Below are 25244 nucleotides of genomic sequence, written 5' to 3'. Positions count from 1 at the left end.
CTTCTTCAGCCGAGCAGCGCCCGGCGCAGCTCGTCGGCCTGGGCGCGCACCGACTCCAGCACCGTCGTGACGTCGCGCTCGGCCAGCCGGCCGCCGGACAGCACCGGCACCGGCACCTTCTCGTGACCGTCGAGGCAGAGCCGCCCGGCCAGCTCGAAGGCGGTCCGCAGCAGGCCGCCCCCCGGGGAGCCGAGGTCGTCGACCTCCCGCAGCGGCAACACCATGGTGTGCGGGAAGCCCCACTGCTCCAGCGCGACCGAGGTCAGCCGCAGGGCGTGGATGCCGTACCGCTGCACCTCGGCGGCGCGGCGGCCGGCCGCGCCGGGCTGGGCGGCGCTCAGCTCCGCGTAGCCCTCCGGGTCGTTGTGGTGCAGCAGCGCCACACCCAGCTGGGCGAGCAGCCCGATGCACAGCGCGTCCTGCGGGCGCTCCCCGAAGCGCGGGGCCAGCGCGGCGGCGGCCAGCGCCAGGTGGGTGCTGACGTCCCAGAAGTCCTCGGGCAGCTGCGACTCGTCGTCCAGGTCGGTCAGCGCGACGGTGGCCATCGTTCGCACGGTGGTGAAGCCGACGACGGTGACGGCGAACTGCAGCGACGTGACCCGGCCGCGCATGCCGAAGTAGGCGGAGTTCGACAGCTTCAGCACCCGGCCGGCCAAGGTGACGTCGGAGGCGAGCACCGCCGAGAGTTCCTTGGCGCTGGCCCCGTCGGCGTTGGCCACCGAGACGATCTGGGCGGCGACGGGCTTCTGGGCAGCCATCGAGTCGATGCTGGCCAGCACCGCCTCGATGTCGAAGACGGGCGCAGCCGCGAGGGTCGTGGGCATGTCGGCTCTCCGGGCGGTGTGGGGCTGGTCGAGCAGGGGCAGGTCGAACTGGGGCAGGTTGAACTGGGGCAGGGCGGTCATCGCAGCGCGCTCCGCCGGCCGGCGAACCAGGCGGCGAGGACGTCGCCGCCCATCGGCTCCGCGAGGCTGAAGCCCTGCAGGTAGGTGGCGCCGAGTCGGGTGAGCTCGGCGGCCTGCTCGGCGGTCTCGACCCCCTCGGCGACGGTATGCAGGTTCAGGCTCCGCGCCAGGGCGATGACGGCGGTGGTGATCTCCGGGTGGCCGTCGGCCAGCTCGGCGACGAAGGAGCGGTCGACCTTCAGGCTGGTGACCGGCAGGTGCCGCAGGTAGGCCAGCGAGGAGTAGCCGGTCCCGAAGTCGTCGATCGCCAGCTCCACGCCGAGGTCGCGCAGCTGCAGCAGCACCGCCCGGGCCGACGCGGGATCCTTCACCAGCGCCGACTCGGTGATCTCCACCGACAGCCGGCGCGGTGCCAGCCCGTGGCGCTGCAGTGCCGACTCGACGTGCCCGCACAGGTTCCCGTCGAGCTGCAACGCGGAGACGTTGACGTTGGCCCGGGCCGGTGCGTCCTCGCCGAGCACCCGGTCCCACTCGACCAGCTGCCGGCACGTCTCGTCCAGCACGAGCAGGCCGAGTGCCGAGACCAGGCCGTTCTCCTCGGCGAGCGGGACGAACGTCGACGGGCTGATGGCGCCACGCTCGGGGTGCTCCCAGCGGGCGAGCGACTCGACGGCCACGGGCGTGCCGTCCTGGGTGCTGAAGATCGGCTGGTAGAGCAGCGTGATGTCGCGGGCCTCGATCGCGGCACGCAGGTCGGCGACCAGCCGCAGCTTGTCGCGGGCCTGCGCGCGGGCGAGGTGGTCCAGAACGGTGATCCGCCCGCGCCCCCCGGCCTTGGCCTGGTACATCGCGATGTCGCAGTCGCGGATCAACTCCTCGGCCGAGACGTGCTCGCCGGTCTGCACGGTGACCCCGATGCTGGCCTGCGGCCGGTGGTCGACCCCGCGGATGCGCAGCGGCCGGCGCAGGGCCTCCCCGATGCGCTCGGCCAGCGCGACGACGTCGGCCTCGTCGACGTCCTCGCAGACGACGACGAACTCGTCCCCGCCGAAGCGGGCGACCAGGTCGTGGGGGCGAACGGTGGACCGCAGCCGCGTCGCCACCTCCACGAGCAGGTCGTCGCCGGCGGCGTGGCCGAGGGAGTCGTTGACCACCTTGAAGTTGTCCAGGTCCAGGAAGATGCAGGCCAGCCCGGACCCGGCGGGGTCGAAACGCTCGGTGACGTGCTCGGCCAGCAGCGTGCGGTTGGGCAGGCCGGTCAGCGGGTCGTGGTGCGCCTGGTGGGCGAGGCGGGTCTCGAAGGCCAGCCGCTCGGTGATGTCCTCGATGGTGCCGACGAAGCCGGCGCCGACGCCCGGGGTGAACAGGTGCGCGAAGCGGATCACCGTCGTCCGGACGGTCCCGTCGGCCCGGACCAGGCGGGCCTGCACCTCCCCCTCGCCGCCATCGAGCACGGTGGCGGCCTGCTCGAGCACGGCGTCGAGGTCGTCGGGGTGCATGCTGGTCAGCCAGCCGGTGCCCAGCAGGTGCTCGGCCTGCTGGCCGACCAGCGCGCAGAAGGCGTCGTTGACGTGCGCCAGCCGCATGCCCTGCTCGGACAGCAGCGTCGGGATCGGCGAGCGTTCGGTGAGGGTGGCGAAGCGCCGCTCGTGGGCATCGGCGGTCGCCCGGGACACCCGCTGGTCACCGGCGTCGACGGTGAAGACGCGAAGGGTCCACAGCCGGCCGGTCTGGTCGGGGTTGGCCCGCACGATGCACTCCAGCGGGGCACCGCTGGCCGACCGCACGGGCAGCGTCATCTGCACCGCGCGCTCGCGGCGCAGCAGGAGCCGCAGTTCCCCGCCGCCCAGGCTGGGCAGCAGCTGCTCCAGCGGCAGCGCGCTGAGGTCCTCGGGGGCGTAGCCCAGCAGCTCGACGGCCTTGTCGTTCGTCCAGACGACCGTCCGCCGGCGGCCGACCACCTCGACGACCAGCAGCGCCATCCGGTCGCTCAGGATGGCGGTGTGGAAGACCGCGGCCATGACGTCGGGGGGCACCGGTTGCCCGGTCGGCGCGTTCGCCCGCACTGTCACCGATCGCCCCGTCCCTCGCCACGGCCGGTCGATCCGGCTCGTTGCAGAGACCATCGGCCCACCGACGGCACCGGTTCACCGGTCGACCCGGAGTTCCCCCCTCCGAGGGAGGGCACGCGCCGGCGGCCACCCGGTCGCCGGATCCCCGACCCTGGGGATACTCACCAGTAGCCGATGTGGGATGTTCGGTCCGGACGCCCGGCCAGGCGTCCGATCGTGATGGCGGCAGCCGAGTTCAGGGAAGAGGCCCGATGCGTTTGCACCTGTCACCCGAGGACCAGGCGTTCCGGGAGGAGATGCGCACCTTCTTCACCACGCAGGTGCCGCAGCCCATCCGGGACGCGGTCGCGGCCCGCCGGGAACTGACCAAGGAACAGTTCGTCGAGGCCCAGCGGGTGCTCAACGCCGCCGGGCTGGCCGTGCCGCACTGGCCGGTCGAGTGGGGCGGCCGCGACTGGACGCCGCTGCAGCAGCACATCTGGCACGAGGAGATGATGGCCGCCTGCGTGCCGCCGCCGCTGGCCTTCAACGCGACCATGGTCGGCCCGGTCATCGCCAACTTCGGCTCGCGGGAGCAGAAGGAGCGCTTCCTGCCGCCCACGGCGAACCTGGACATCTGGTGGTGCCAGGGGTTCTCCGAGCCCGACGCAGGCTCCGACCTCGCCTCGCTGCGCACCACGGCGGTCCGGGACGGCGACACCTGGGTGGTCAATGGGCAGAAGACCTGGACGACCCTGGGGCAGCACGCCGACTGGATCTTCTGCCTGGTGCGCACCGACCCGACGGCGGCCAAGCGGCAGCGCGGCATCTCCTTCCTGCTGCTCCCGATGGACTCCCCCGGCGTGACGCTGCGCCCCATCGAGCTCATCGACGGCGGCTCCGAGGTCAACGAGGTCTTCTTCGAAGACGTCGTCGTCCCGGCGGAGAACCTGGTCGGTGAGGAGAACCGCGGCTGGGACTACGCCAAGTTCCTGCTCGGCAACGAGCGCGTCGGCGTCGCCCCGGTCGCCTCGACCAAGCGGTTGCTGGCCCAGGCCAAGGAGCACGCCCGCGAGGTCCGCGTCGGTGGTGCACCGCTGGCCGCCGACCCGCTGATGGCCGCGCGCCTCGCCGAGCTGGAGAACGAGGTGCTGGCCCTGGAGCTCACCGCGATCCGGGTGGTGGCCAACTCCGCCGACGGCAAGCCGCACCCGGCTTCGTCGGTGCTGAAGCTGCGCGGCACCGAACTGCAGCAGGCGGTCACCGAACTGCTGGTGGACATCGCCGGCCCCGCGTCGCTGGCGTCGTTCGCCGGGGCGGGTTCGCAGGTGCCCGAGTGGGCCCGGGTGGCCACGCCGTCCTACCTGAACTTCCGGAAGGCCTCGATCTACGGGGGCTCGAACGAAGTGCAGCGTCAGATCATCGCCGGTTCGATCCTGGGGTTGTGAGTTCGCCGTGGAGTACACCTACGACAACGAGCAGATCGCGCTGCGGGAGGCCGTCAACGCCCTGCTGAACCGCGCCTACGGCGGGGGCCAGCGGCGCGCCGTCGTCGCCGCCGACCCCGGCTTCGACGAGAAGACCTGGGCGCGGCTGGCCGAGATGGGCGTGCTGGGCCTGCCGTTCGCCGAGGAGGACGGCGGCATGGGCGCCGGCCCGGTGGAGGTGTCGATCGTCGCTGAGGAGATCGGCCGGGTGCTGGCGCCCGAGCCGTTCGTCGAGTGCGTGGTCCTCGCCGGGGGGCTGGTGTCCGCCGTCGGCACGGTCGAGCAGCGCGCCGCGCTGCTCGGCCCGCTGGCCGAGGGCGCCAGCGTGCCGGCGTTCGCGCACGCCGAGCCGGGCAGCCGGTGGGAGGCGAGCGCCCGCGGGGTGCAGGCCACCGACGACGGCGACGGGTGGCGGCTGAGCGGGGTGAAGGAGCCGGTGCCGCACGGCGCCCGCGCCGACGTGCTGGTGGTCAGCGCCGTGGCCGGCGGGGTCACCCGGCTGTTCGTCGTCCAGGGCGACGCCCCGGGGCTGAACCGCACCGGGTACCGCACCCACGACGGCGGCCGCGCGGCGAACGTGACCTTCGACGGCACCCCCGCGCAACTGCTCGGCGAGGGCGGGGCCGACCGCACGACCGACATCGAGCAGGCCCTCGGCCGCGCCCGGATCGCCTACGGCTCGGAGTCCATCGGGGCGATGGAGACCGCCCTCGGCACGACGTCGGAGTACCTCCGGACGCGCAAGCAGTTCGGGGTGACGCTGAACAAGTTCCAGGCGCTCACCTTCCGCGCGGCCGACATGTACATCTCCCTCGAGCTGGCGCGCAGCACGGTGCTGTGGGCGACGCTGGTCGCCGACGCCGGCGGCGACGTGGTCACCGCGGGCCTGCGGGCACGGCTGCAGTCCAGCCGCGCCGGCCGGCACATCGGCAAGGAGGCCATCCAGCTGCACGGCGGGATCGGCATGACGGCGGAGTACCCGGTCGGCCACTACACCAGCCGGCTCACCGCCATCGACCACCAGCTCGGCGACGGCGACTGGGCGCTGACGCGCCTGGCCGCAGCCGTCGACGACCACCTGACGGTCGACCCGCTGTCCTGACCCACACGGCACGCGCACGAGTGGCGAGCTGCCGCGGCGTCCTCTCCGGGGAGACCACGGCAGCTCGCCGCTCGGCGTTCAGCGCCCGGGGCCGTCCGGGCGGGTCAGCGGGTCGTCGTGGTGCTGGACCGGCACCATCCAGGCGAACAGGTCGGTGAAGTGCGGCCGGACGTCCGGTGCCGGCCGGTGCTGCCGCTGCGCCCGCTGATGAGCCGCCCGATCGCCATGCGGGCCGGTCGACGAACGGGCCTCGGTGCAGCGCTCGTGGGACAGGTACTGCGGCACGCCCGGCCCGACGACCCGCCGGCCGGCCGCGGCGACGGCGTGCCGGGCCTCCCACTGGGCCATCAGCTTCTCGGCGGTGGCGAACGGGTTGAGGTCGGGGGAACCGGGCACCGGGCCGTCCGACGGTCCCCGGGTGTCAGGAGCGGTCATGACGCCTCCTCTCGCAGACGTGACCCCATGGTCTGCCTGCCCGGTCCCGAGGGGCAGAGCACGAGGACCCTGCCGGGAATGCCGGCCGGGGTGACTGGGGTTCCACCGAGCAGTTAGTTGCTCTCTCAACCACCTGGAGCGCGCGATGCAGTTCGGGATCTTCACCGTCAGCGACCTCACGACCGACCCCACCACCGGCCGCACGCCCAGTGAGGCCGAGCGGATCAAGGCCGCCGTGGCGATCGCAAGGAAGGCCGAGGAGGTCGGGCTGGACGTCTTCGCCCTCGGCGAGCACCACAACCCGCCGTTCTTCTCCTCCTCGCCGACCACGACCCTGGGGTACATCGCGGCGCAGACCTCGACGCTGCAGCTGTCGACGGCCACCACGCTGATCACGACCAACGACCCGGTGAAGATCGCCGAGGACTACGCGATGCTGCAGCACCTGGCCGACGGCCGCGTCGACCTGATGCTGGGCCGCGGCAACACCGGCCCGGTCTACCCGTGGTTCGGCCAGGACATCCGCGACGGCCTCCCGCTGGCGGTGGAGAACTACGCGCTGCTGCGGCGGCTGTGGCGCGAGGACGTCGTCAACTGGGAGGGGAAGTTCCGCACCCCGCTGCAGGGCTTCACCGCCACCCCCCGCCCGCTGGACGGCGTCCCGCCGTTCGTGTGGCACGGCTCGATCCGCAGCCCGCAGATCGCCGAGCAGGCCGCCTACTACGGCGACGGCTTCTTCTCCAACCACATCTTCTGGCCGGCCGAGCACACCCAGCGGATGGTCGAGTTCTACCGCTCCCGCTACGAGCACCACGGCCACGGCGCCGCCGACCAGGCGATCGTCGGCCTCGGCGGTCAGGTGTTCATGCGCCGGAACAGCCAGGACGCCATCCGGGAGTTCCGGCCGTACTTCGACAACGCCCCCGTCTACGGGCACGGGCCGTCCCTGGAGGAGTTCACCACCCAGACCCCGCTCACCGTGGGCAGCCCCCAGCAGGTCATCGAGCGCACCCTGGGCTTCCGCGACTACGTGGGTGACTACCAGCGCCAGCTGTTCCTCATCGACCACGCCGGCCTGCCGCTGAAGACCGTGCTGGAGCAGCTGGACCTGCTCGGCTCGGAGGTCGTGCCGGTGCTCCGCCGCGAGTTCGCCGCCCGCCGGCCCGCGCACGTGCCGGACGCCCCGACGCACGCCTCGCTGGTCGCCGCCCAGGCCTCCGCGGCGGAGGTGCCGGTCCGATGACGACCGCGCTGGACGGGTAGGGCAGGCCCCATCCCCCCGTCGGGGCGGGAACCGGGGAGGATGCCGGGATGGACGTGCTGAGCAGCCGGCTCCTCCTCCGGCCCACCGACTGGGATCGCAGCCAGGCCTTCTACCGCGACGTCCTCGGTCTCGCCGTGCACCGGGAGTTCGGGCCGCCCGACCACCCGGGCGTGGTCTTCTTCCTGGGCAGCGGCCTGCTGGAGGTGTCCGGCCGGTCGGCGCGGCCGCCGGCCGGGATGCGGCTGTGGCTGCAGGTCCGGGACGCCGCCGCCGAGCACGACCGGCTGGCCGCGGCCGGGGTGCCGGTCCTCCGCGAGCCGCGGCTGGAACCCTGGGGCCTGGTGGAGGCGTGGGTGACCGACCCGGACGGCGTCGAGATCGCGCTGGTCGAGGTGCCTGCCGACCACCCGCTGCGGCGCGACCCGCGCCGGCCGGGGACCTGACGAGGGGGCGCCCGCCGTTCGCCCTGCCCCCTCATCGGATGCCCCCTCGTCGGTGGTGCTGAGCAGGCTCAGCGCCGGGCGCGGTTCACCGAGGACCGCGGGACGATCGGTGCGTCCTCGCCGGGCTCCCCCAGGTGCCGCTCGAAGGACTGCGGGACCACCAGGTCGTCGGCGCTGAGGTCCTGGACGGAGTCGCGACCCAGCCCGGTCAGCGCCGAGCCGAGCCCGTCCCGGAGCAGGTCGAGCACGTTCTCCACCCCGGCCTGGCCGTTGGCGGCAAGACCCCACAGGTACGCGCGGCCGATCATCACGGCCTTGGCGCCGAGCGCGAGAGCCTTGGCCACGTCGCTCCCGCGGCGGATGCCGCCGTCGAGCAGCACCTCGATCTGGTCGCCCACGGCCTCGGCGACCGCCGGCAGCGCCCGGATGCTGGCCGGCGTGCCGTCCAGGTTGTTGCCGCCGTGGTTGGAGACGGAGATCGCCGTGCAGCCGACGTCCACGGCGCGCTTGGCGTCGTCGACCCGCATGACGCCCTTGAGCATGAAGTGCCCGTCCCACTGCTCGCGCAGCCAGGCGACGTCGTCCCACGACGGCATCGGCGACTGGTTCCACATGCCGTACGCCTCGAAGAAGGTGGGCGCGGGGTCACCGGGGTCGGCGACCATGTTGGGCACCGTGAGGTCGGGGACGCTGCCCGACCGGGCGAAGTCCAGCAGCCAGCGCGGCTTGAGCAGCACCTGCGGCGCGTACCTGCGCGCCGCCTCGAAGTTGATCCGCTCGGGGATGAACGGGCTGCCCCAGTCCCGGCCGTAGGCGAACGACCAGTCGAGCGTGGCGATCATGCCGACGGCGCCGGCCCGGCGGGCGCGCTCCATCCGGGCCGTCATCGCGTCGCGGTCGCCCACCCAGTACATCTGGAAGAAGGTCTGTGGGTTGGCCGCGACAACCTCCTCGACGGGCTTGCTGGCGAACGAGCTCAGGCCCATCGCCACACCGCGGGCCGCGGCGGCGCGGGCGACCGCCACCTCACCGTCGGGATGCACCGCCTGGACGCCGGTCGGGCTGATCAGCACCGGCATCGAGACGTCCTGCCCCATGACGGTGGTGGCGAGCCGGCGTTCGTTGCTCAACCCGGCCACGTGCGGGGCGAACCCGAGCTCGGCGAACGCGATGGTGTTGTCGTCGAGGGTCAGCCCCTGCTCCGACCCGGCGACCAGCGCCCCGTAGACCCCCTTGGGGAGCCGTCGCTTCGCCCGCCGCTGGGCCTCGGCCACCGACTCGAACCATGCGTTCGCCATACCGGACTCCCTTGTCGACTCACCGTGGCACTGAGTGCCACCCTAGCCTGCGGGCAGTGGCCCGGGCCACAGCGAGCGCTCAGGGGTTCTTGATGACCGAGACGTCGAACTCGATCTGGATCTTGTCGCTCACCAGCACGCCACCGGTCTCGAGCGCCGCGTTCCAGGTGAGTTCCCAGTCGCTGCGCCGCAGCACGAGCGCGCCCTCGAAACCGACCCGCAGGTTGCCGAAGGGATCGAGCGCCGACCCGGTGAGGGTGAAGTCGACCGCCACCGGGCGCGGAACGTCCTTGATGGTCAGGTCGCCGGTCACCCGGTAGACGTCGGCGTCGAGCTGCGTGACGCCGGTGGAGGCGAAGGTGACGGCCGGGTGGGTGCCGACGTCCAGGAAGTCCGCCGAGCGCAGGTGCGCGTCCCGGTCGGCGTTGCCCGTGTCGATGCTCGCCGCGTCGATGCGCAGGGTGACCGAGCTGGCGCCGGGATCACCGGTGTCCAGGTGCGCCGAGCCGGCGAACGAGGTGAACGCCCCGCGGACGGTGGTGACCATGGCGTGCCGCGCGCGGATCCCGATCCGGGTGTGCGCGGCGTCGACGGTGTAGTCGCCGGTGACGTCCTCCAGCGCGCTGGTCGCGGCGTCGAAGTCACTGGCGTCGGGTTCCTGCGCGCGGTGTCTGCCCACGGTCGGTGCTCCTTCGAGAGGGTGCAGCGTTCCATCCTGGCCGACCGACCGATCCGGGGCAGCAGGGCCTCCCACCGTCGTCGTCAGCGGTCGGTCAGTACCAGTTGTTGGCCTTCGAGTGCGACCACGCGGCGCACGGCGAGCCGTACCGGTTCTCGATGTAGATCAGACCGGCGTCGATCTGCCGGTAGCCGTCCGAGGTCTTCGCGATGCCGGTCCCGGCCCAGGTCGAGTTCAGGAACTGCGGGATCCCGTAGGCGGTGCTGGTCGGGTTCTGCGCGGTGGGGTTCCAGCCGCTCTCCTTGCCCCACAGGCTCTCCAGGCAGCTGAACTGGCCGGCGTCGCCGCCGAGCTTGGACAGGGCGTAGTCCTGGAAGGAACCGGAGGCCGACGACCCCGACGACCCCGACGACCGGGACGAGCTCGACCTGGCGGCGGCCGCGGCCTGCTCGGCCTGCCGGGCCTGCTCGGCCTGCCGGGCTGCCTCCGCCTTGCGCGCCTCCTCGGCGACCCGGGCCTCCTCCGCCTTGCGCGCCTCCTCGGCCAGGCGGGCCTCCTCGGCGAGCCGGGCATCGATCGCGGCCTGGTCGGCGGCGGCCTGGGCCTGCGCCGCCGCCGTCCGCTCGGCCTCGCGCTGGCTGCGGGTGGCGACGAGCTCGCCGAGCCGGTCGGGCAGCTCGGCGTCGACGATGCTGCTGGCCGACTGGCCCTGCAGTTCGAGCTGCTCCGCCACGCTGGCGGGCTGGGTGATCGCCTCGGCGTAGGCCGCCGGCTCACCGGCGACCACGACACCGACGACCACGGCACCGGCGGCCGCGGCGGTGAGGAAGGCGACGGGGCGGCGCACGCCCGTGGGTGGACGACGGCGGCGCCGGGAGCGGGTGGCGGCGTCGGCGGCGGGCGACTGCTGCTCGAGGATCTGCGTGGGCGCGGTGGGCAGGGAGGTGCGGTGGTCCATGGGGTGCGTGAGCTCCGGGAGGGCTGGCCGCCGGCCGCGCGCCGCCGGGGAGGCAGCGGGGCGTGCAGCGGGGCGTACGGGAACGACGGGCTGGCTGCATCCGGCCGGACACCGCGCCGCGCGCGCCGGGCGGCGCGCGGGGGTCCGGACGAACGGCCGGGTCAGGTGTCCAGGGCGCGGGATCTGCCGCAGCGCGGCGGACTGCAGGGCGTCGTGCAGAGGTGCAGGCGCGCCATGCGACGGCTCTCCGTTCTTCCACAGCCACCTACCGGGTCAGCTGGTGCGGCGACTCGGCGGCACCCGGCGCGGGCTCCCCGGTCGGGGAGGAGACGTCCGGCCGGACTGCACCCCAACGTAGAGGCCGTTACCTGTCCGTGACAATGTCGTGCGCCACATTCCGCCGGATGCCACCGCGGGTCACGGGAGACGCCACACCGTCGTCCGGCGGACCTGGTCCTCGTCGACCTCCGGGACGTCGTACTCCGCCACGGCGACCAGCCCCTCCCCGGGCAGGTAGCGACGCCCCGGGTCACCCAGCAGCACGGTGCGCCCGGCCACCCACGCCGTCCAGAGCCACGGCAGCACCCGCTGGGTCATCTCCCGGTCGTAGCAGACGTCCCCGGCCAGGATGACGTCCACGTCCGGCGGCCCGCCGGAGAGCACGTCGCCGACCACCTCGATCCCGCGCACGCCGTTGACCTCCGCGTTCAGCGGGATCGCCGCGTGCGAGTACGGGTCGACGTCGCTGGCCACCGCCGCGGTGGCACCGGCGAGCAGCGCGGCGACGGCGACCAGGCCGCTGCCGGAGCCGAGGTCCAGCACCCGGCGCCCGGCCACCACCTCGGGGTGGTCGAGCACGTACCGGGCCAGCGCCTGCCCCCCGGGCCAGGCCGCGGCCCAGAACGGCAGCGTCGCACCGGCGCCGCCGCCATCGGTCTCCATCGCCTCCCACAGCGCGACCACGTCGTCGGCGGCGTGCACCTGCACCTCGGGCACGGCCGAGGGGCGGGCCAGGCGGGTGTGCGCCCTGATGAAGGGCGCCGGGACGGCGGGCGGGGTCGGCACCGGCCCAGTCCACCACCTCCCGCCACCACCTCCCGCCGGCACCTCCCGCCGGCACCTCCCGCCGGCACCTCCCGCCGGTCAGCCCTTGCGGTGGCTCCGGACGACGGTCACCGGGCACTGCGCGTGGTGGACGATCTGGTCGCTGACCGCGCCGAGCAGCAGACCGCGGAAGCCGCCCCGGCCGCGGGACCCGACGACCAGCAGGTCGGCCCCGGCGCCCGCCTCGATCAGCGCCTTGACCGGGGCGGTGTGCACCGCGTGGCAGTGCACGGCGGCGGCGCGGCCGGCGCCCAGCGCCGCCACCACGTCGGCCTGCAGGTCGCTGAGCACTGCCCGCTCGTAGTCGGTCATCGGCGGGATGTAGCCCGGTTCCCAGGTCGCCGGTCGCGGCGCGGTCACCATCCGCCAGGACCGGATGACGTGCAGCGGCCAGGAGGCCCGCTCGGCGAGGGCCGCGGCCCACTCCAGCGCCTGCTGCGAACACTCGGACCCGTCGTGGCCGACGACGACCCCGCCGTCGACGGTGACGTGCGTGCGCACGTCACCGTCGTCGACGCCCTCGTCCAGCGCGGTCTGCCCCAGCTCCGCCGCGACCACCTCGGCCCGGTCGGCCGGATCGGCGCCCCCTGCCGCCCCGTCACCCGTCCCGTCGCCCATCCGGTCGGTTCCCTCGCCCATCGTCGTCTCCCGTCTCCTGGGCGCGTCGGCCGTACGCGCCGCGACGCACTGCCCCGCACGGTAGGGCAGCCCGGGCACCGGCACCGCCCGGCGTCGCGCCGCCGGTACCACTGTGCCGCAGGCCGGTGTGCACGAACAGCGCTTCGGTGATCATCCCGGTGCTTGATCACCTCCCGTCCCGGGTAGGCGGGGGCGGACTGAACGTCGACGACGTCCCTCCGGGCCGCCGGCTCCCGCCGCGCGCCGAGGGACAGACCGAGAGGGTGGACATCCGTGGAGCACTTCACGATCGCGACCGTGGCCGAGCAGAGCGCCGACTTCCGCCGCGTGCTCTGGACCGGCGAGCACACCCAGCTGGTGATCATGACCATCCCGCCGGGCGGTGAGATCGGCGAGGAGACCCACGAGGACACCGATCAGATCCTCACCTTCGTCAGCGGGACCGGCCAGGCCGTGGTGGGCGGGCAGAAGAAGAACGTGGCGCAGGGCGACCTGGTCGTCGTCCCGGCCGGCAAGAAGCACAACTTCCTCAACACCGGCGCCAACCCGCTGGTGCTCTACACCGTCTACGGCCCGCCGGAGCACGCCGACAAGGCGGTGCACGAGACCAAGGAGATCGCCGACCAGCTCGAGGAGTCGGGCAAGGACGAGCCGCCGACCCAGTGACCCCGGCACAGCCGGCCGCCCTTGCCCCCAGCTCTCCCGAGCGCCGCTGCGGGGAGAGCTGGGGGCCCGGCCGGCGTCAGGCGGCGAGTCGGACGCCGTACCAGGAGTGCAGCAGCTCGGCACGCACACCGGCGGGCAGCGCGCCCCAGCGGAGCAGCGCCGCCCGGGCCGGCAGCTCGCTGGCCGCGGCCAGCTGACCGAGCTCCAGCACCCGCTCGGGCCGTGGCGCGAAGGCGCCGCGGTCGGTCAGGCCGCCGTCGAGCAGGCGTTCGTAGGCCGCGCGGATGTCGGCCTGGTGGGCGGCGTCGAACCACTGGGGGCTGCGCGCCGGGTGCTCAGCGACGAACTGTCGGGTCACGGCGTCCCCATCGGCAGCCGATCCGCCGGTCGTGACCGGCCCAGGCCACCGGGCGCCACGCCCGTGGGGGCCGCGCCGATCACCACGGTCGCGTCCAGGTCCTCGTCGCGCACCACCCACGCGACCAGGCCGGCGGCGGTCACCGCCGCGGCCGTCAACCGCGCCTGTGCCTCGCTGGTCTCGATCAGCAGGTGCCCGCCCGGGGCCAGCCAGCGTGGCGCCGCGGCCGCCACCCGCCGCTGCACGTCCAGCCCGCTGTCCCCGCCGTCGAGCGCGACCCGCGCCTCGTGGTCGCGGGCCTCCGGGGGCATCAGCGCGATCGCGCCGGTCGGCACGTAGGGCGCGTTCGCGACCAGGACGTCGACCCGACCGCGCAGGCCGGCGGGCAGCGGCGCGTCGAGGTCGCCCTCCACCACCTGCCCACCGCGCGGCTCGACGTTGCGGCGGGCGTACCCGACGGCGACCGGATCGATGTCGGCGGCGACCAGTTCCGCCGGCCCCAGGACGTCGAGCAGCGCGGCGCCCACCGCCCCGGAACCGCAGCACAGGTCGACGATCACCGCGGGGCCCGGTGCGAGCGCCGCGGCCTGCCGCACCAGGAATCCGGTGCGCCGCCGCGGCACGAAGACACCCGGTCCCACGACGACCCGCAACCCGCAGAACTCCGCCCAGCCCAGCAGGTGCTCCAGCGGCAGGCCGCCGACCCGCTGGGCAACCAGGTCGTCGAGCTCGGCCGGGCCGGCCGCGGCAGCCGCCAGGAGCTCCGCCTCCTCCTCGGCGAACACGCAGCCGGCCGCCCGCAGCCGGGAGACGACCTCGGCGGGCGGGCCCGGGCGGTCGGCGGTCCCGGGGTCCGGCACGCCAGCACGGTAGGCGCCCGATGGCCGGGCGGGGCGTTCCGGAGCCGTCATCGCGGGGCTCCTCGGATTGCCGGGCGGTCCCCGCCGACCCTACGGTCGGCGCGCACCCGGCAGGCTGGTCGCGACCTGCCGGCCGGCGTGGCTGGTGACGCGGTGCCTGGCGGTCACCCCGATCCGCCCGGTCATCGACCGGTTTTCCCGAGGAGGATGCCGCCCATGGACCTCAACTCCGACCTCGGCGAAGGATTCGGGCAGTGGGCCCTCGGCGACGACGAGGCCCTGCTGGACGTGGTGACCAGCGCGAACGTCGCCTGCGGCTACCACGCCGGTGATGCCTCGATCATGCGGCGCGTGTGCGAGCAGGCCGTGGCCTGCGGCGTGGCGATCGGCGCGCAGGTGGGCTACCGCGACCTGCCGGGGTTCGGCCGGCGGTTCATCGACGTCGAGCCGGCCGCGCTCACCCAGGACGTCATCTACCAGGTCGGGGCACTGGACGCCTTCGCCCGGGTGGCCGGCTCCCGGGTGCGCTACGTGAAGCCGCACGGGGCGCTCTACAACGCGATCGTGCACCACGAGGAGCAGGCCGCCGCCGTCGTCCGCGCCGTGGTCGACCTCGACCCGACCCTGCCGGTGCTCGGCCTGCCCGGTTCGGTCTTCCTGCGGCTGGCCGCCGAGGCCGGCCTGACCACCGTGGCCGAGGCATTCGCCGACCGTGCGTACACACCCGAGGGCACGCTGGTGTCCCGGCGGCTGGACGGCGCCGTGCTGCACGACCCGGAAGAGATCGCCCGGCGGTGCGTGGCGATGGCCGCCGGCGAGCCCATCGCCGACGTGGCCGGCCGCCCGCTGGTGCTCACCCCCGACTCGATCTGCGTGCACGGCGACACCCGCGGTGCGGTCGGGATCGCCCGGCAGGTCCGTGCCGCGCTCACCGCCGCCGGCACCGGCCTCGCCCCGTTCGCGCGCTGATGCGGCTCCTCCCCAGCGGCAGCACCGCGCTGCTCGTCGAGCTCGACGACCTCGACGACGTGCTGGCGCTCTACGCCGCCCTGGCCGGCCGCCCGCCGGTGGGCGTGGTCGACGTCGTCCCGGCCGCGCGGACGGTCCTCCTCGTGACCGACCCGGCGCGGACCACGCTCGCGGCGGTCGCGGCGGCGGTCCGGACGACGGCGCCCCGGCCCGACGCCCGGGCCGGTGGCGACGTCGTGGAGCTGCCCGTGCACTACGACGGGGCCGACCTCGCCGAGCTCGCCGGGCTGCTCGGCACCGACCCGGCCGAGCTGGTGCACCGGCACACCGGGGCGGAGTGGACGGTGGCGTTCTGCGGCTTCGCCCCCGGCTTCGGCTACCTCACCCAGGACGGCGGCGGCTGGGACGTGCCGCGCCGGCCGACACCGCGCACCCGGGTGCCGCCGGGGTCGGTCGCGCTGGCCGGGGGGTTCAGCGGCGTCTACCCGCGCGCGTCACCCGGCGGCTGGCAGCTGATCGGGCGCACCGACGTCGCCGTCTTCGACCTGGCCCGCGACCCGGCCGCGCTGCTGCGCCCCGGTGTCCGGGTCCGGTTCGTCCCGAGGGGCCAAAGTCGCGACTGTGGCCCCTCAGGGGGCGTGGTGGCGGCACCGTGACCCGGGCGCTCACGGTGCTGGCCACCGGCCCGCTCACCACCGTGCAGGACACCGGCCGGCCCGGGCAGGCGGCGCTCGGCATCGGTCGGTCGGGGGCCTGCGACCGGGCGTCGGCGGCGCTGGCCAACCGGCTGCTGGGCAACCCGCCGGACGCCGCCGTGCTGGAGGTCACCCTCGGCGGCCTGGCCGTCCGGGCCGCGGCCGACCTGCTCGTGGTCACCACCGGGGCCCGCTGCGCCGGGGCGGTCGCGCACGACGCCCCCGCTCCGTTGCGGGCCGGCGAGGAGCTGCGGCTGGGGGTGCCCACCTCCGGGCTGCGCACCTACGTCGGCGTGCGCGGGGGGATCGACGTCCCACCGGTGCTGGGCTCGCGGTCGACCGACGTGCTCGCCGGGCTGGGCCCGCCGGTGGTCGCGGTCGGCGACGTCCTCCCGGTCGGGACGAGCCCGCTGCCGCTGCCGGGCGTGGACCTGGCCCCGGTGGCCGACCCGCCCGGCGGCGAGGTGACCCTCCCGGTGCTCCCCGGCCCCCGCGCCGACTGGTTCGGCCCGTCGGCCTGGGCGACGCTGACCGGCGCGGCGTACACGGTCACCAGCGACAGCAACCGGGTCGGCCTGCGGCTGGACGGCCCGGCCCTGCAGCGCACCGTTCCCGGGGAGCTGCCCAGCGAGGGGATGGTGCGCGGGGCGCTGCAGGTGCCGCCCGCGGGGACGCCGGTGCTCTTCCTGGCCGACCACCCGGTGACCGGCGGCTACCCGGTGGTCGGGTACGTCGTCGACGACGCGGTGGACCGCTGCGCGCAGCTGCGGCCGGGGCAGCTACTGCAGTTCCGGGCCGCGCCGGGCTGAGCGCCGTCCCCGACGCGAGCAGCGTGCGCGGACCGACGTTCCCGTGGCCGCGGACCACCGGCTGGGTGACCCGGCCTGGACCGGATCTCCGCCGGCGGCCCGGGCTGACCCGCCGGACTGACCCGCCGGGCTCAGCCCGGCCTCACCCCGACCCCGCGCCGAGCCCGACGAGCTGCTGCTCCCGGACACGTCCGCTCGCAAGCACCGTCCCGGCGAGGACGACCTCCACGCCGGCCAGCAGCAGGCCGCCCCACACGCCCAGCTCGGTCCAGGTCGGGCCGCCGGCCAGGTGCCCCGCGTGGGCGGACCCCTGCGCGGCGGTGATCAGCAGCAGGTGCACGAGCAGCATGCCGCCGTACATCAGCCCGGTGAACCGCCACACGCCGGCTGTCGGGTGCCGCCACAGCGCGCGGACGCAGGGCAGGCACGCCACCGCCATGGCGAGGAACAGGGCCGTGCCCACCGGGCCGCCGTGGCCGCCGCCCGCCGCGGCCGTGGCCACGTGCGCCGCGATGCACAGGACGCCGGTCGCGGCGGCCGCCCTTCCCAGGGCCGCCACTGCGCCGTCCCCGTCGGCCTTCACGCCTGGCCGACCGGCGGACCTGACTCGGGCAACCGGTCGCGGGCCACGGCGGGCTCCTCGGGAAGGGCGCCGTGGCCGTCGTGGTCCAGCGCATTCGGCGCCACCGGCTCCTCCTCGATCGACCCGACCTCCGCGGCCACCCCGGGGGTCCGGACCCGGACGGCGAGGAACCAGACCAGTCCCAGCACCAGCGCCCCCAGGAAGATCCACGGCAGCAGGTCGTACGGCGAGTCGGGCACCGGGATGACGTTCTTGTAGAAGACGTAGAGCAGGGCGAGCACCACCACGACGGCCAGGACCACCGACGCTGCCCGCAGCTCGCTGCGCCGCCTCAGGAACACCGGCAGCGAGAGCGCCATCAGGACGTAGGCCAGCATGTAGCCGAAGGTGCCGATCGTGCCGGTGTAGGCGTACACGCCCAGCAGCGTCGTCCCGGAAGCCACCATCACGATCGGGACGACAGCGACGACCGGTGCGATCAGCCAGATCGCCACGTGCGGCGTCCTGTGCTGCGCGTGGGCCCGGCCCAGCGCCGAAGGCAGCACCCCCTCCTCGCCCATCGTGTACAGCACCCGCGCCGCGGCGTTGATGCTGGCGATGATGACGGCGAAGAACGACGCCGTGACGCCGAGGTCGATCAGCCAGGTGACACTGCCCAGGCTGTTGTCCTCGGCCAGGTCGCTGATCGGGGCGGAGCTGGTCGCCAGCCCCTCCGTGCCGCCGAAGCCGAGCACCGAGGAGTAGGAGGCGAAGATGTAGAGCAGCCCGACCAGCACGGCGCTGCCCAGGACCGCACGCGGGATGGTCCGGTGCGGGTTGCGTGCCTCGGCGCCCAGCGACGCCGCGCTCTCGAAGCCCACGAAGCCGAGCACGGCCAGCACGATGCCGAAGGTGACCCCGTCGAAGGTGACGCCCTCCAGGGTGAACTGGGAGGTGTCGAGGGCGAGCCCGTTGCGGGCCACCACGATGACCAGGACCAGCAGCACGGCGGCCACCGAGACGACCTCCAGCACCAGGCCGAGCCGGGTGGAGATCTTGATCCCGTTCATCGCGAAGGCCCCGGCGGCGACCGCGGTGACGGCGGAAATCGCCACGATCGCGGTCGTGGAGGTCCCCGGCAGCCCGATCGTCTCCAGGAAGTTGCCGAGGTAGAGGCCGGTGCCCGCGATGCCGACCATCGCGATGCAGGTGTAGCCGATGACCAGGCCCCAGCCCGCCGCGAACGCCCCACCCGGCCCCAGCCCCCGGGCGACGTAGCTGTAGAGCGACCCGGACGAGGCGAACCGGCGGGCGAACTGGGCGACGCACAACCCGATCAGGACCACGATGATCATCGCGGCGAGGTAGGAGATCCAGGCTCCGGTTCCCGCGTACAGCACGATCAGCGCCGGCCCGGTGGCCATGACGGCGGTGGGCGCGATGCCGGCCACCGACTGGGACAGCACCTCGACCTGGCTCATCGACTCGTGGGCGAGCCCCTGGTCGGAGCGGACGTCGGAGCCGCCCTCCGCGGCGCGGGTCACTCGGATGCCTGCGCGGGGGCGGCCGAGCCGACGGTCGCGCCACCGGCATGGCAGGCCGGCGTGGACCGCGGCATGTCCAGCGCCGGGTTGCCGTCGAAGAAGCCCACCGGCTTGAGGTGGAAGCCGATGGTGCTCACCGGCATGACCGGCCAGTCCTCGGGGCGGACGATGTGGTGCGCCCCGAAGGAGTACCAGACGACGACGTCGGCGTCCTCCAGCGACCGGTCGGCCTTGACGAACTCGGGCAGGCCGCCGGGCGATCGGCTCTGGTTGGGGTAGTCGCCGGCGGCGAAGAGCTCGCCCTGGGTGTTCCGGGTGACCCACAGGTGCTTGTAGGCGAACTGCGCCCGGTCGTAGGCCTGCGAGCCCTCCTGCTGCAGCGGCAGCACGTTGTCCCCGGGCATCAGCTTGTAGCCGACCGGCTGGCCGAGCTCGTTCACCGACGAGGGGTTGACGATCTGCCAGGTCCGCGCGGCGAACGGGTCGATCAGCCGCTGGGCCTCGCTCTCCCGGGCCAGCAGGGTCTTCTTCGTCACCCAGGCGTTCCCGTACGGGTTGTCCTCGCCCGGGGGCAGCGGCACCGAGTCGACCTCGTAGACCGAGTTGCCCTCGCCATCGACCTGCATGTCCATCCGCACGTTGAAGAAGTGCTGGTGGTGCGGGCCGTACAGGCCGGGGGCCACGAGGTTGCCGAAGCGCGGCTGCTCGCCGGGGGCGACCGCCCCTGTGGAGATGACGCCGGTGAGCTTGACCTCGAACTGGATGGTGCCGTCGGTGTAGAGGTACCAGAAGAAGCCGTACTCGTAGTTGCCGACGGTGGCGAAGCAGGAGATCACCAACCGGCGGGAGCGGCGGACCTCCATCTTCTCGGTGCGGAAGTCGGTGTGCTTCCAGCCGACCCCGAAGTCCTCCTCGTGCATGCAGATGGCGTTGGGGATGGTGACCGGCTGGCCGTCCTGGTCGTTGGCCACGGCGTCGAAGTAGTGGATCTCGCCCAGGCAGTCGCAGCCCAGCTGCAGCGGGTTGAGCAGCAGGCCGACGCCGTACTCCCCCTCGTCGAACACGTTCTTGATCCGGTGGGTGGGGGCCGGGTCGGCGTAGGGGATGTACATCTCCGACAGCGACGCCCGGTAGACGACCGGGCGGAGCCGGCCCCGGTCCTCGTAGCCGACCTGGTGCAGGACGAGCCCCTCGCGCGGGGTGTACCCGACCTGCAGCCGCCACTTCTGCCAGCTCACCGCATGCCCGTCGACGGTGAAGCTGGGGCCCTCCGGCTGGGTGATCTCGATCGGGCGGAGGTCATCCCGGACGTGGGTGTGGGCCGGGCGGTTGTCGTCGTCGAACATCAGCTCGGGCATGTAGTTGCCCGCCTTCTCCGGCAGTGGCACCACCCCGTGGTCGCGGACGTCGATGACCTCCATGAGGTCCAGGTCGACCAGGACGATGAGTCCCTCGACCGGGCGGGCGTAGCCGTTGTCGTCCTCCCGGGACCGGACGAAGGTCAGCGGCCGGATCAGCCGGCGGCCGAGGGGGTCCTCCAGGTCGTACCCGGCGGCCCAGGGGTCGATCATCGCCAGGGAGAAGTCGGTGACCCCGCGCTTGCGCATGGCTTCCTGCCAGCGGGGATCGGCCCGGGTGATCTCCTCGGTGGCGAAGAACTCCTCGAGCATCACGCCGGGCTGGACGCCCTCGACGACCCGCCACGCGGTGACGACGCCGGAGGACAGCGACACGACCGTCTCGATCGTCTGCTGAGCGCCACGGTCGTACAGGACCACGAAGGCAGCTCGCTCCAGCGGTGCGTCCTCGCCGCGCTGGGAGTCGAGGACCTCCTGCTTCGGCGGTTCCCGCAGGGTGATCGAGACGAAACGGACCCGGGAACCGAGGTCCCGCTGCTCCCGCAGGATGGCCGAGGCCCGGCTGATCTCCGTTGCGCTGAGCGGCTCGAGGGGGGCCGCGTTCGTCGTCGTACGGACATCGGGGAACTGGATTGCCACGGTGGGTCTCCTCGGGGAGCCGACTCGGACGGGCGGTGGACCCGCCCGTCGCGGACCGTATCGGGCACCCGAGGGGACGCCAAGGCCTTGACGTGATCTGCGTCACCGTGCATGCGCGGGAAAACCCGGCGCCCGGGACGACGCCGAAGATCAGCGCTCGATGGGCGGCAGGTAGGCCGACCCGCCACGCAGCCGGGCGCCCATCGCCACCCGCAGCGGCACCAGGACGATCCCGTCCCGGGCCATCCGGGCCCGCACGTGGCGCCGGTGCCGCACCACGCCGACCACGCCGATCGCCCAGAACACGTACTGCACGGCGAACGCGGCGCGGAACGCATCGAGGTCGTAGGCGGTGGACGCACCCGGGGTCATCGCGTCCAGCACCGCGCCGATGGCGAGCACCGTGCACAGCGAGGCGACGAAGCCGCCGACGTTGACCACGCCGCTGGCGCTGCCGGCCCGCTCGACCGGGTTCTCCGTCCGGGCGTAGTCGAAGCCGATCATCGAGCCCGGCCCGTTGGTGCCCAGCACCAGGACCAGCACCACGAGCAGCCACAGCGGCGCGGTGCCCGGCCACAGCAGGACGACGGTCCAGGTGACGACGGTGGCCACGGTGATGCCGAAGACCAGGTTGGACCGCCGCAGCGGCCAGCGTCCGACCAGCCGGCCCAGCAGCGGGCCGAAGCCCATCCCCATGACCACCAGCAGGGTCAGCAGCGTGGCCGCCGTGGCCGGGCTCAGCCCCTGGCCGAGGGTGAGGAACGGATAGCCCCACAGCAGGGCGAAGACCGTGCCGGAGAACTGGGTGACCAGGTGGCTGTAGAGGCCGAGCTGGGTGCCGGATTCCCGCCAGGTGGCGGCCAGGTTCGCCCGCACCTGGGCCATCCCGGCCGGTGCGGCCGGCGGTGTGCCGTCCGGGGTGTCCTGCAGGGCCACCAGCACCAGCACGGCGACCAGCACGCCCACCGCGGCGGCGCCGCTGAAGGTCGCCGACCAGGAGGTGTCCCGCAGCAGCGTGACCAGCGGGTACGCCGCGACGACCGACCCGATCTGGCCGAGGATCCCGGTGAGCTGGGTGACGATCGGGACGGTGCGGCCGGTGAACCAGACCTGCACCACCCGCAGCACGCTGATGAACGTCATGGCATCCCCGGCGCCGACCAGCACGCGCGCCGCGACGGCGGTCGGCACGTCGCCGGCCAGGGCGAGGACCAGCTGCCCGGCGGCCATGGTGAGCGCCCCGGCGACGATCAGCCGCCGGGAACCGAACCGGTCCAGGGCGATCCCGACCGGCACCTGCATCGCGGCGTAGACCGCCAGCTGCAGCACGAGGAACAACGAGATGGCCGAGGCGCCGGCGTCGAACCGCTCCTGCGCCTGCACGCCGGCCACCCCGAGCGACCCGCGGTGGAAGATCGCGACCGCGTACGCCAGCAGCCCGACCGCCCACACGACGCAGGCACGCCGGGGGGTCCGGGTGGCGGGCGCACTCGCGGTCATCACGTCTACAGACGACACCACAGCCGGGCCACAGCTTCCCGCGGGCACGGTGAGATCCCTCACCGAGGCGCGCTGCGCCGCCTACCCCGGGTAGCGCCCCCGGCCCGTCGGCGCCACTGGGCCCGGCGCCGCCGGCTCCGACTCAGACCCCCAGCACCGCCCAGCCGTGCGGGGCCAGCTGCACGGTGGCCTGCGCGGTGCCTGCCCGCTGCAGGGTGCCGTCACCGGCCAGCAGTTCGCGGGCCGCCGGGGCGGGCTGCTGGACCGCGTCATCGGAGAGGTTCAGCGCGACCAGCAGCCGGTCGTCCCCCGCGGTGCTGGCGTAGGTGAGCTGCCGGTTGGCCAGGTGCAGCGGGGTGGTGCGGGCCCGGTGCAGCCAGCGGTGCCGGCGGCGCACGCCGATCAGCTCCTGGTGCAGCCGGTGGGTGGCCGCCCCGAAGGGCAGCAGCTCCGCGGGGGTGGCCGGGAACGGCGGGCGGACGGCGTCGTCCCCACCGGCCCGGTCCTCCTTGATCCCGCGGAAGGCCTGCTCGTCGCCGGCGTACACGGCCGGGGTGCCGCCGACGGTGAACAGCACCGCCACGGCGTGCGCGACGTGCCGCTCGTCGGTCAGCCGGCTGGCGATCCGGGTGACGTCGTGGTTGCCGAGGAACGTGAGCGGCGCGAACGTGTCCAGGAAGTCGTCGTGCCGGCCCAGCGCGTGGGCCAGCTCGTGCAGGTTGCCGTCGTTGAGCGCGCTCCAGATCGCCTTCCACAGCTCGTACTGGGTGACCGCGTCCATCCCCGACTCCTGCACCACCGCCGCGTAGTCGCCGTGGATGACCTCACCGACCACGTAGGCGTCGGGGTGGGCGGCCCGCACCCGCGGGAGCACCCGGGCCCAGAACGACGCCGGGACGGCGTACGCGGCATCCAGCCGCCACCCGTCGGCACCGCGGTCCAGCCAGTGCGTCATCACGTCGGTGACCCAGTCGGCTACCGCCGGCGAGGAGTGGTCGAGGGCGACGAGCTGGCCGTGGCCCTCGAAGGTGTCGTACTCGGGCACGGTGCCCGGCTGCCGGCCGGCCGGCCAGCGCAGCCGGAACCACGAGGCGGTCGGCGCGCCCGGTCCCTGCTCGACGACCGCGCGGAAGACGGGGTGTTCCCGGCCGACGTGGTTGAACACCCCGTCCAGCAGCACCCGCAGGCCGCGGTCGTGCGCCGCGGCGACCAGCGCGTCGAAGTCCGCGTCGTCGCCCAGCCGCGGGTCGATCCGGAGGTGGTCGACGGTGTCGTAGCCGTGCGTGCTGGCGGCGAAGACCGGCCCGAGGGCGATCCCGGAGGCCCCGAGCTCGACGGCGTAGTCCAGCCAGCCGGTGAGGTGCCCGAGCCGGTGGACGACGGGTGCGTCGGCCGGCGCGGCCGGTTCGGCGCCCACGAAGCCCAGCGGGTAGACGTGCCACCACACCGCGTCCTGCACCCAGTCCGGCATGGCGTCACCGTACGTCGGGCCCCGCCCCGCCCGGCGGCTACCGTTCGACCACGTGACGACGTCCGGTGCACCGGCCAACCATCGCGGGCTGGTTCCGGTGCTGCTGTACCTCGGCATGCTGGTCGCCGTCGTCAGCAGCCTCGGGGCGCCGCTGATCCCGGCGATCGCCGAGGCCAACGACGTCCCGGTGTCCAGTGCCCAGTGGTCGCTGACGATCACGCTGCTCGTCGGCGCCGTGGCCACCCCGGTGATCGGCCGGCTGGGCGACGGGCCCCGCCGGCGCGCCGTCGTGCTGGTGGTGCTCGCCGGCGTGCTGGCGGGCAGCGTGCTGGCCGCGCTGCCCTTCGGTCTGGGCTGGACGATCGCCGGGCGGGGGCTGCAGGGGCTGGGGCTGGGGCTGACCCCGCTGACCATCGCCACCGCCCGCACCGTGCTGTCCGGCGAGCGCTCGAGGTCGACGGTGGCAGCCCTGTCGGTCACCGTCGCGGCCGGGGTCGGCCTGGGCTACCCGGTCACCGGGCTCATCGCCGAGCTCGGCGGCGTGCACGCCGCCTTCTGGTTCGGCGCGCTCGCCAGCGCCGGCGCGCTGGTCGCCGCGGCGCTGGTCTACCCGCCCTCGGAGCAGGTTCCGCCGCGCCGGCTCGACGCCGCCGGGGCGCTGCTGCTCGGCGTGGGCCTGGCGGCCGGGCTGCTGGCCCTCGGCGAGGGCGAGGACCGGGGGTGGACGTCGTCGGCGGTGGTCGGGCTGGCGGTGCTCGCCGTCCTCGCGCTGGCTGCGTGGATCGCCTGGCAGCTGCGGGCGGCGGCGCCGTTGGTGGACCTGCGGCTCGCCCGCGGCCGCAGCGCCGCCACCGCGCACGGAACGGCGCTGCTCGCCGGGCTGGCCAACTACCTGCTGCTGGCCTCGGCGCCCCGGTTGGCGCAGACCCCGGAGTCGACGGGGTACGGCTTCGGGACCTCGATCGTCGTCGCCGGGTTGGTGCTGCTGCCGTTCTCGGTCGGGAGCGTGGTGGCCAGCCGGCTGGCCCGGCCGCTGGACCGGCGCGCCGGCCCCCGCGCGGTGCTGCCGGTGGGCGCGGTCGTGCTCGGTCTCGGCCTGCTGATGTTCGGGCTGGTCCGCGAGGAGCTGTGGCAGCTGTTCGTCGGGACGGCGGTCTCCGGCCTCGGCGTCGGGTGCATGTTCGCCGCGCTGCCCGGGGTGATCGTGAACGCCGTCCCGGTGCGGGAGACCGGCAGCGCGATGAGCCTGAACCAGGTGCTGCGCTACATCGGCTTCGCGGTCGGCAGTGCCCTCAGCGCCACCCTGCTGGAGGCGGCCACCCCCGAGGGCGCGGCGTACCCCGCCAGCGGCGGCTACACCGCGATCGCCCTCGTCGGCTGCGCGGCGTGCGTGGCGATGGCGGTGCTGGCGGTCACCCTGCCCGCGCAGCCGGAACGGGCCTGAGCCG

General features: G+C 74.2%; 24 protein-coding genes. 9 read left to right on the top strand and 15 right to left on the bottom strand.

Annotation, left to right across the window (positions count from 1 at the left end):
- Positions 1-5: 5 nt before the first annotated feature.
- Entirely contained in the window at positions 6-905 is a 900-nt protein-coding gene (locus ACYVG5_RS03840; RefSeq protein ID WP_246629827.1) for an HDOD domain-containing protein, read from the bottom strand.
- Positions 902-2941 (bottom strand): putative bifunctional diguanylate cyclase/phosphodiesterase, encoded by a 2040-nt coding sequence (locus tag ACYVG5_RS03835; RefSeq protein ID WP_460682977.1) that lies wholly within the window; start codon positions 2939-2941, stop codon positions 902-904. The genes ACYVG5_RS03840 and ACYVG5_RS03835 overlap by 4 nt, the downstream gene beginning before the upstream one ends.
- Positions 2942-3228: 287 nt before the next feature.
- Between ACYVG5_RS03835 and ACYVG5_RS03830 the strand changes: the two genes are divergently transcribed.
- Together ACYVG5_RS03830 and ACYVG5_RS03825 are read left to right on the top strand one after the other, a co-directional pair.
- Positions 3229-4404 carry an acyl-CoA dehydrogenase family protein gene (locus ACYVG5_RS03830; RefSeq protein WP_222046740.1) on the top strand — a complete coding sequence of 392 codons (1176 nt, stop codon included), beginning with the start codon at positions 3229-3231 and terminating at the stop codon, positions 4402-4404.
- 7 nt (positions 4405-4411) lie between these two features.
- Entirely contained in the window at positions 4412-5545 is a 1134-nt protein-coding gene (locus ACYVG5_RS03825) for an acyl-CoA dehydrogenase family protein (protein ID WP_222046738.1), read from the top strand.
- Positions 5546-5623: 78 nt separating this feature from the next.
- Here the strand turns inward: ACYVG5_RS03825 and ACYVG5_RS03820 are convergent, their stop codons facing one another.
- The gene (locus ACYVG5_RS03820; RefSeq protein WP_222046736.1) at positions 5624-5980 is read right to left on the bottom strand and encodes a hypothetical protein; all 357 of its coding nucleotides are present in this window, start codon (positions 5978-5980) and stop codon (positions 5624-5626) included.
- 145 nt (positions 5981-6125) lie between these two features.
- On the opposite strand from ACYVG5_RS03820, the gene ACYVG5_RS03815 reads away from it, so the two are divergent.
- Positions 6126-7223 (top strand): LLM class flavin-dependent oxidoreductase, encoded by a 1098-nt coding sequence (locus tag ACYVG5_RS03815; RefSeq protein WP_222046734.1) that lies wholly within the window; start codon positions 6126-6128, stop codon positions 7221-7223.
- A gap of 68 nt (positions 7224-7291) precedes the next feature.
- Complete coding sequence (locus tag ACYVG5_RS03810; protein WP_222046732.1) at positions 7292-7687, top strand: VOC family protein; 396 nt, start codon at positions 7292-7294, stop codon at positions 7685-7687.
- Positions 7688-7755: 68 nt separating this feature from the next.
- On the opposite strand, the gene mftD is transcribed toward ACYVG5_RS03810, so the two are convergent.
- The 5 genes from mftD to ACYVG5_RS03785 all read right to left on the bottom strand — a co-directional run bounded on the left by mftD (position 7756) and on the right by ACYVG5_RS03785 (position 12365).
- Positions 7756-8985 (bottom strand): pre-mycofactocin synthase MftD, encoded by a 1230-nt coding sequence (gene mftD / locus ACYVG5_RS03805; protein ID WP_222046730.1) that lies wholly within the window; start codon positions 8983-8985, stop codon positions 7756-7758.
- A gap of 79 nt (positions 8986-9064) precedes the next feature.
- Positions 9065-9664 (bottom strand): YceI family protein, encoded by a 600-nt coding sequence (locus ACYVG5_RS03800; protein ID WP_222046728.1) that lies wholly within the window; start codon positions 9662-9664, stop codon positions 9065-9067.
- 94 nt (positions 9665-9758) lie between these two features.
- Positions 9759-10622 (bottom strand): aggregation-promoting factor C-terminal-like domain-containing protein, encoded by an 864-nt coding sequence (locus tag ACYVG5_RS03795; protein WP_246629826.1) that lies wholly within the window; start codon positions 10620-10622, stop codon positions 9759-9761.
- 417 nt (positions 10623-11039) lie between these two features.
- Positions 11040-11687 (bottom strand): class I SAM-dependent methyltransferase, encoded by a 648-nt coding sequence (locus tag ACYVG5_RS03790; RefSeq protein WP_222046726.1) that lies wholly within the window; start codon positions 11685-11687, stop codon positions 11040-11042.
- Between the two features lie 78 nt (positions 11688-11765).
- Positions 11766-12365, bottom strand: coding sequence for a universal stress protein (locus ACYVG5_RS03785; RefSeq protein WP_460682976.1), 600 nt, complete (start codon positions 12363-12365; stop codon positions 11766-11768).
- Positions 12366-12638: 273 nt separating this feature from the next.
- Between ACYVG5_RS03785 and ACYVG5_RS03780 the strand changes: the two genes are divergently transcribed.
- Positions 12639-13031: a cupin domain-containing protein gene (locus ACYVG5_RS03780; RefSeq protein WP_222046725.1), complete on the top strand. Its 393-nt coding sequence runs from the start codon at positions 12639-12641 to the stop codon at positions 13029-13031.
- 76 nt (positions 13032-13107) lie between these two features.
- Here the strand turns inward: ACYVG5_RS03780 and ACYVG5_RS03775 are convergent, their stop codons facing one another.
- The gene (locus ACYVG5_RS03775; protein WP_222046722.1) at positions 13108-13389 is read right to left on the bottom strand and encodes a DUF810 domain-containing protein; all 282 of its coding nucleotides are present in this window, start codon (positions 13387-13389) and stop codon (positions 13108-13110) included.
- Entirely contained in the window at positions 13386-14249 is an 864-nt protein-coding gene (locus ACYVG5_RS03770) for a putative protein N(5)-glutamine methyltransferase (protein WP_460682975.1), read from the bottom strand. The genes ACYVG5_RS03775 and ACYVG5_RS03770 overlap by 4 nt, the downstream gene beginning before the upstream one ends.
- Before the next feature lie 216 nt (positions 14250-14465).
- Here ACYVG5_RS03770 and ACYVG5_RS03765 point away from each other — a divergent pair, with 216 nt between their 5' ends.
- The 3 genes from ACYVG5_RS03765 to ACYVG5_RS03755 are packed head-to-tail and all read left to right on the top strand — an operon-like array spanning position 14466 to position 16722.
- Entirely contained in the window at positions 14466-15218 is a 753-nt protein-coding gene (locus tag ACYVG5_RS03765; RefSeq protein WP_222046718.1) for a LamB/YcsF family protein, read from the top strand.
- Complete coding sequence (locus ACYVG5_RS03760; RefSeq protein WP_222046716.1) at positions 15218-15874, top strand: 5-oxoprolinase subunit B family protein; 657 nt, start codon at positions 15218-15220, stop codon at positions 15872-15874. The genes ACYVG5_RS03765 and ACYVG5_RS03760 overlap by 1 nt, the downstream gene beginning before the upstream one ends.
- Positions 15871-16722 (top strand): 5-oxoprolinase subunit C family protein, encoded by an 852-nt coding sequence (locus tag ACYVG5_RS03755; RefSeq protein ID WP_460682974.1) that lies wholly within the window; start codon positions 15871-15873, stop codon positions 16720-16722. Before ACYVG5_RS03760 ends, ACYVG5_RS03755 begins: the two co-directional genes overlap by 4 nt.
- Before the next feature lie 142 nt (positions 16723-16864).
- Here the strand turns inward: ACYVG5_RS03755 and ACYVG5_RS03750 are convergent, their stop codons facing one another.
- From ACYVG5_RS03750 to ACYVG5_RS03730, 5 genes are all read right to left on the bottom strand, one after another.
- Complete coding sequence (locus ACYVG5_RS03750; protein WP_460682973.1) at positions 16865-17281, bottom strand: hypothetical protein; 417 nt, start codon at positions 17279-17281, stop codon at positions 16865-16867.
- A gap of 20 nt (positions 17282-17301) precedes the next feature.
- Positions 17302-18828: an APC family permease gene (locus ACYVG5_RS03745; RefSeq protein WP_222046712.1), complete on the bottom strand. Its 1527-nt coding sequence runs from the start codon at positions 18826-18828 to the stop codon at positions 17302-17304.
- Positions 18825-20825: a primary-amine oxidase gene (locus tag ACYVG5_RS03740; protein ID WP_222046710.1), complete on the bottom strand. Its 2001-nt coding sequence runs from the start codon at positions 20823-20825 to the stop codon at positions 18825-18827. Before ACYVG5_RS03740 ends, ACYVG5_RS03745 begins: the two co-directional genes overlap by 4 nt.
- A 150-nt stretch (positions 20826-20975) precedes the next feature.
- Positions 20976-22325, bottom strand: a complete 1350-nt coding sequence (locus ACYVG5_RS03735; protein WP_222046996.1) for an MFS transporter — start codon at positions 22323-22325, stop codon at positions 20976-20978.
- Between the two features lie 142 nt (positions 22326-22467).
- Complete coding sequence (locus tag ACYVG5_RS03730; protein ID WP_222046708.1) at positions 22468-23796, bottom strand: alpha-amylase family glycosyl hydrolase; 1329 nt, start codon at positions 23794-23796, stop codon at positions 22468-22470.
- A 52-nt stretch (positions 23797-23848) separates the two neighbouring features.
- Between ACYVG5_RS03730 and ACYVG5_RS03725 the strand changes: the two genes are divergently transcribed.
- Complete coding sequence (locus ACYVG5_RS03725) at positions 23849-25240, top strand: MFS transporter (protein ID WP_460682972.1); 1392 nt, start codon at positions 23849-23851, stop codon at positions 25238-25240.
- Positions 25241-25244: the final 4 nt, after the last annotated feature.

The sequence above is a fragment of the Modestobacter lapidis genome (genome assembly GCF_054780755.1).
Note: the sequence above shows the minus strand (reverse complement) of the source record. Positions and strands in the feature narration are given on the sequence as shown.

Bases quoted from the DNA above. Each gene is read 5' to 3' on its own strand.
- ACYVG5_RS03765 (WP_222046718.1), top strand. From the start codon at position 14,466: ATGGACCTCAACTCCGACCTCGGCGAAGGATTCGGGCAGTGGGCCCTC.
- ACYVG5_RS03795 (WP_246629826.1), bottom strand. From the start codon at position 10,622: ATGGACCACCGCACCTCCCTGCCCACCGCGCCCACGCAGATCCTCGAG.
- ACYVG5_RS03810 (WP_222046732.1), top strand. From the start codon at position 7,292: ATGGACGTGCTGAGCAGCCGGCTCCTCCTCCGGCCCACCGACTGGGAT.
- ACYVG5_RS03730 (WP_222046708.1), bottom strand. From the start codon at position 23,796: ATGCCGGACTGGGTGCAGGACGCGGTGTGGTGGCACGTCTACCCGCTG.
- ACYVG5_RS03820 (WP_222046736.1), bottom strand. From the start codon at position 5,980: ATGACCGCTCCTGACACCCGGGGACCGTCGGACGGCCCGGTGCCCGGT.
- ACYVG5_RS03785 (WP_460682976.1), bottom strand. From the start codon at position 12,365: ATGGGCGAGGGAACCGACCGGATGGGCGACGGGACGGGTGACGGGGCG.
- ACYVG5_RS03830 (WP_222046740.1), top strand. From the start codon at position 3,229: ATGCGTTTGCACCTGTCACCCGAGGACCAGGCGTTCCGGGAGGAGATG.
- ACYVG5_RS03760 (WP_222046716.1), top strand. From the start codon at position 15,218: ATGCGGCTCCTCCCCAGCGGCAGCACCGCGCTGCTCGTCGAGCTCGAC.
- mftD (WP_222046730.1), bottom strand. From the start codon at position 8,985: ATGGCGAACGCATGGTTCGAGTCGGTGGCCGAGGCCCAGCGGCGGGCG.
- ACYVG5_RS03840 (WP_246629827.1), bottom strand. From the start codon at position 905: ATGACCGCCCTGCCCCAGTTCAACCTGCCCCAGTTCGACCTGCCCCTG.
- ACYVG5_RS03815 (WP_222046734.1), top strand. From the start codon at position 6,126: ATGCAGTTCGGGATCTTCACCGTCAGCGACCTCACGACCGACCCCACC.
- ACYVG5_RS03735 (WP_222046996.1), bottom strand. From the start codon at position 22,325: ATGACCGCGAGTGCGCCCGCCACCCGGACCCCCCGGCGTGCCTGCGTC.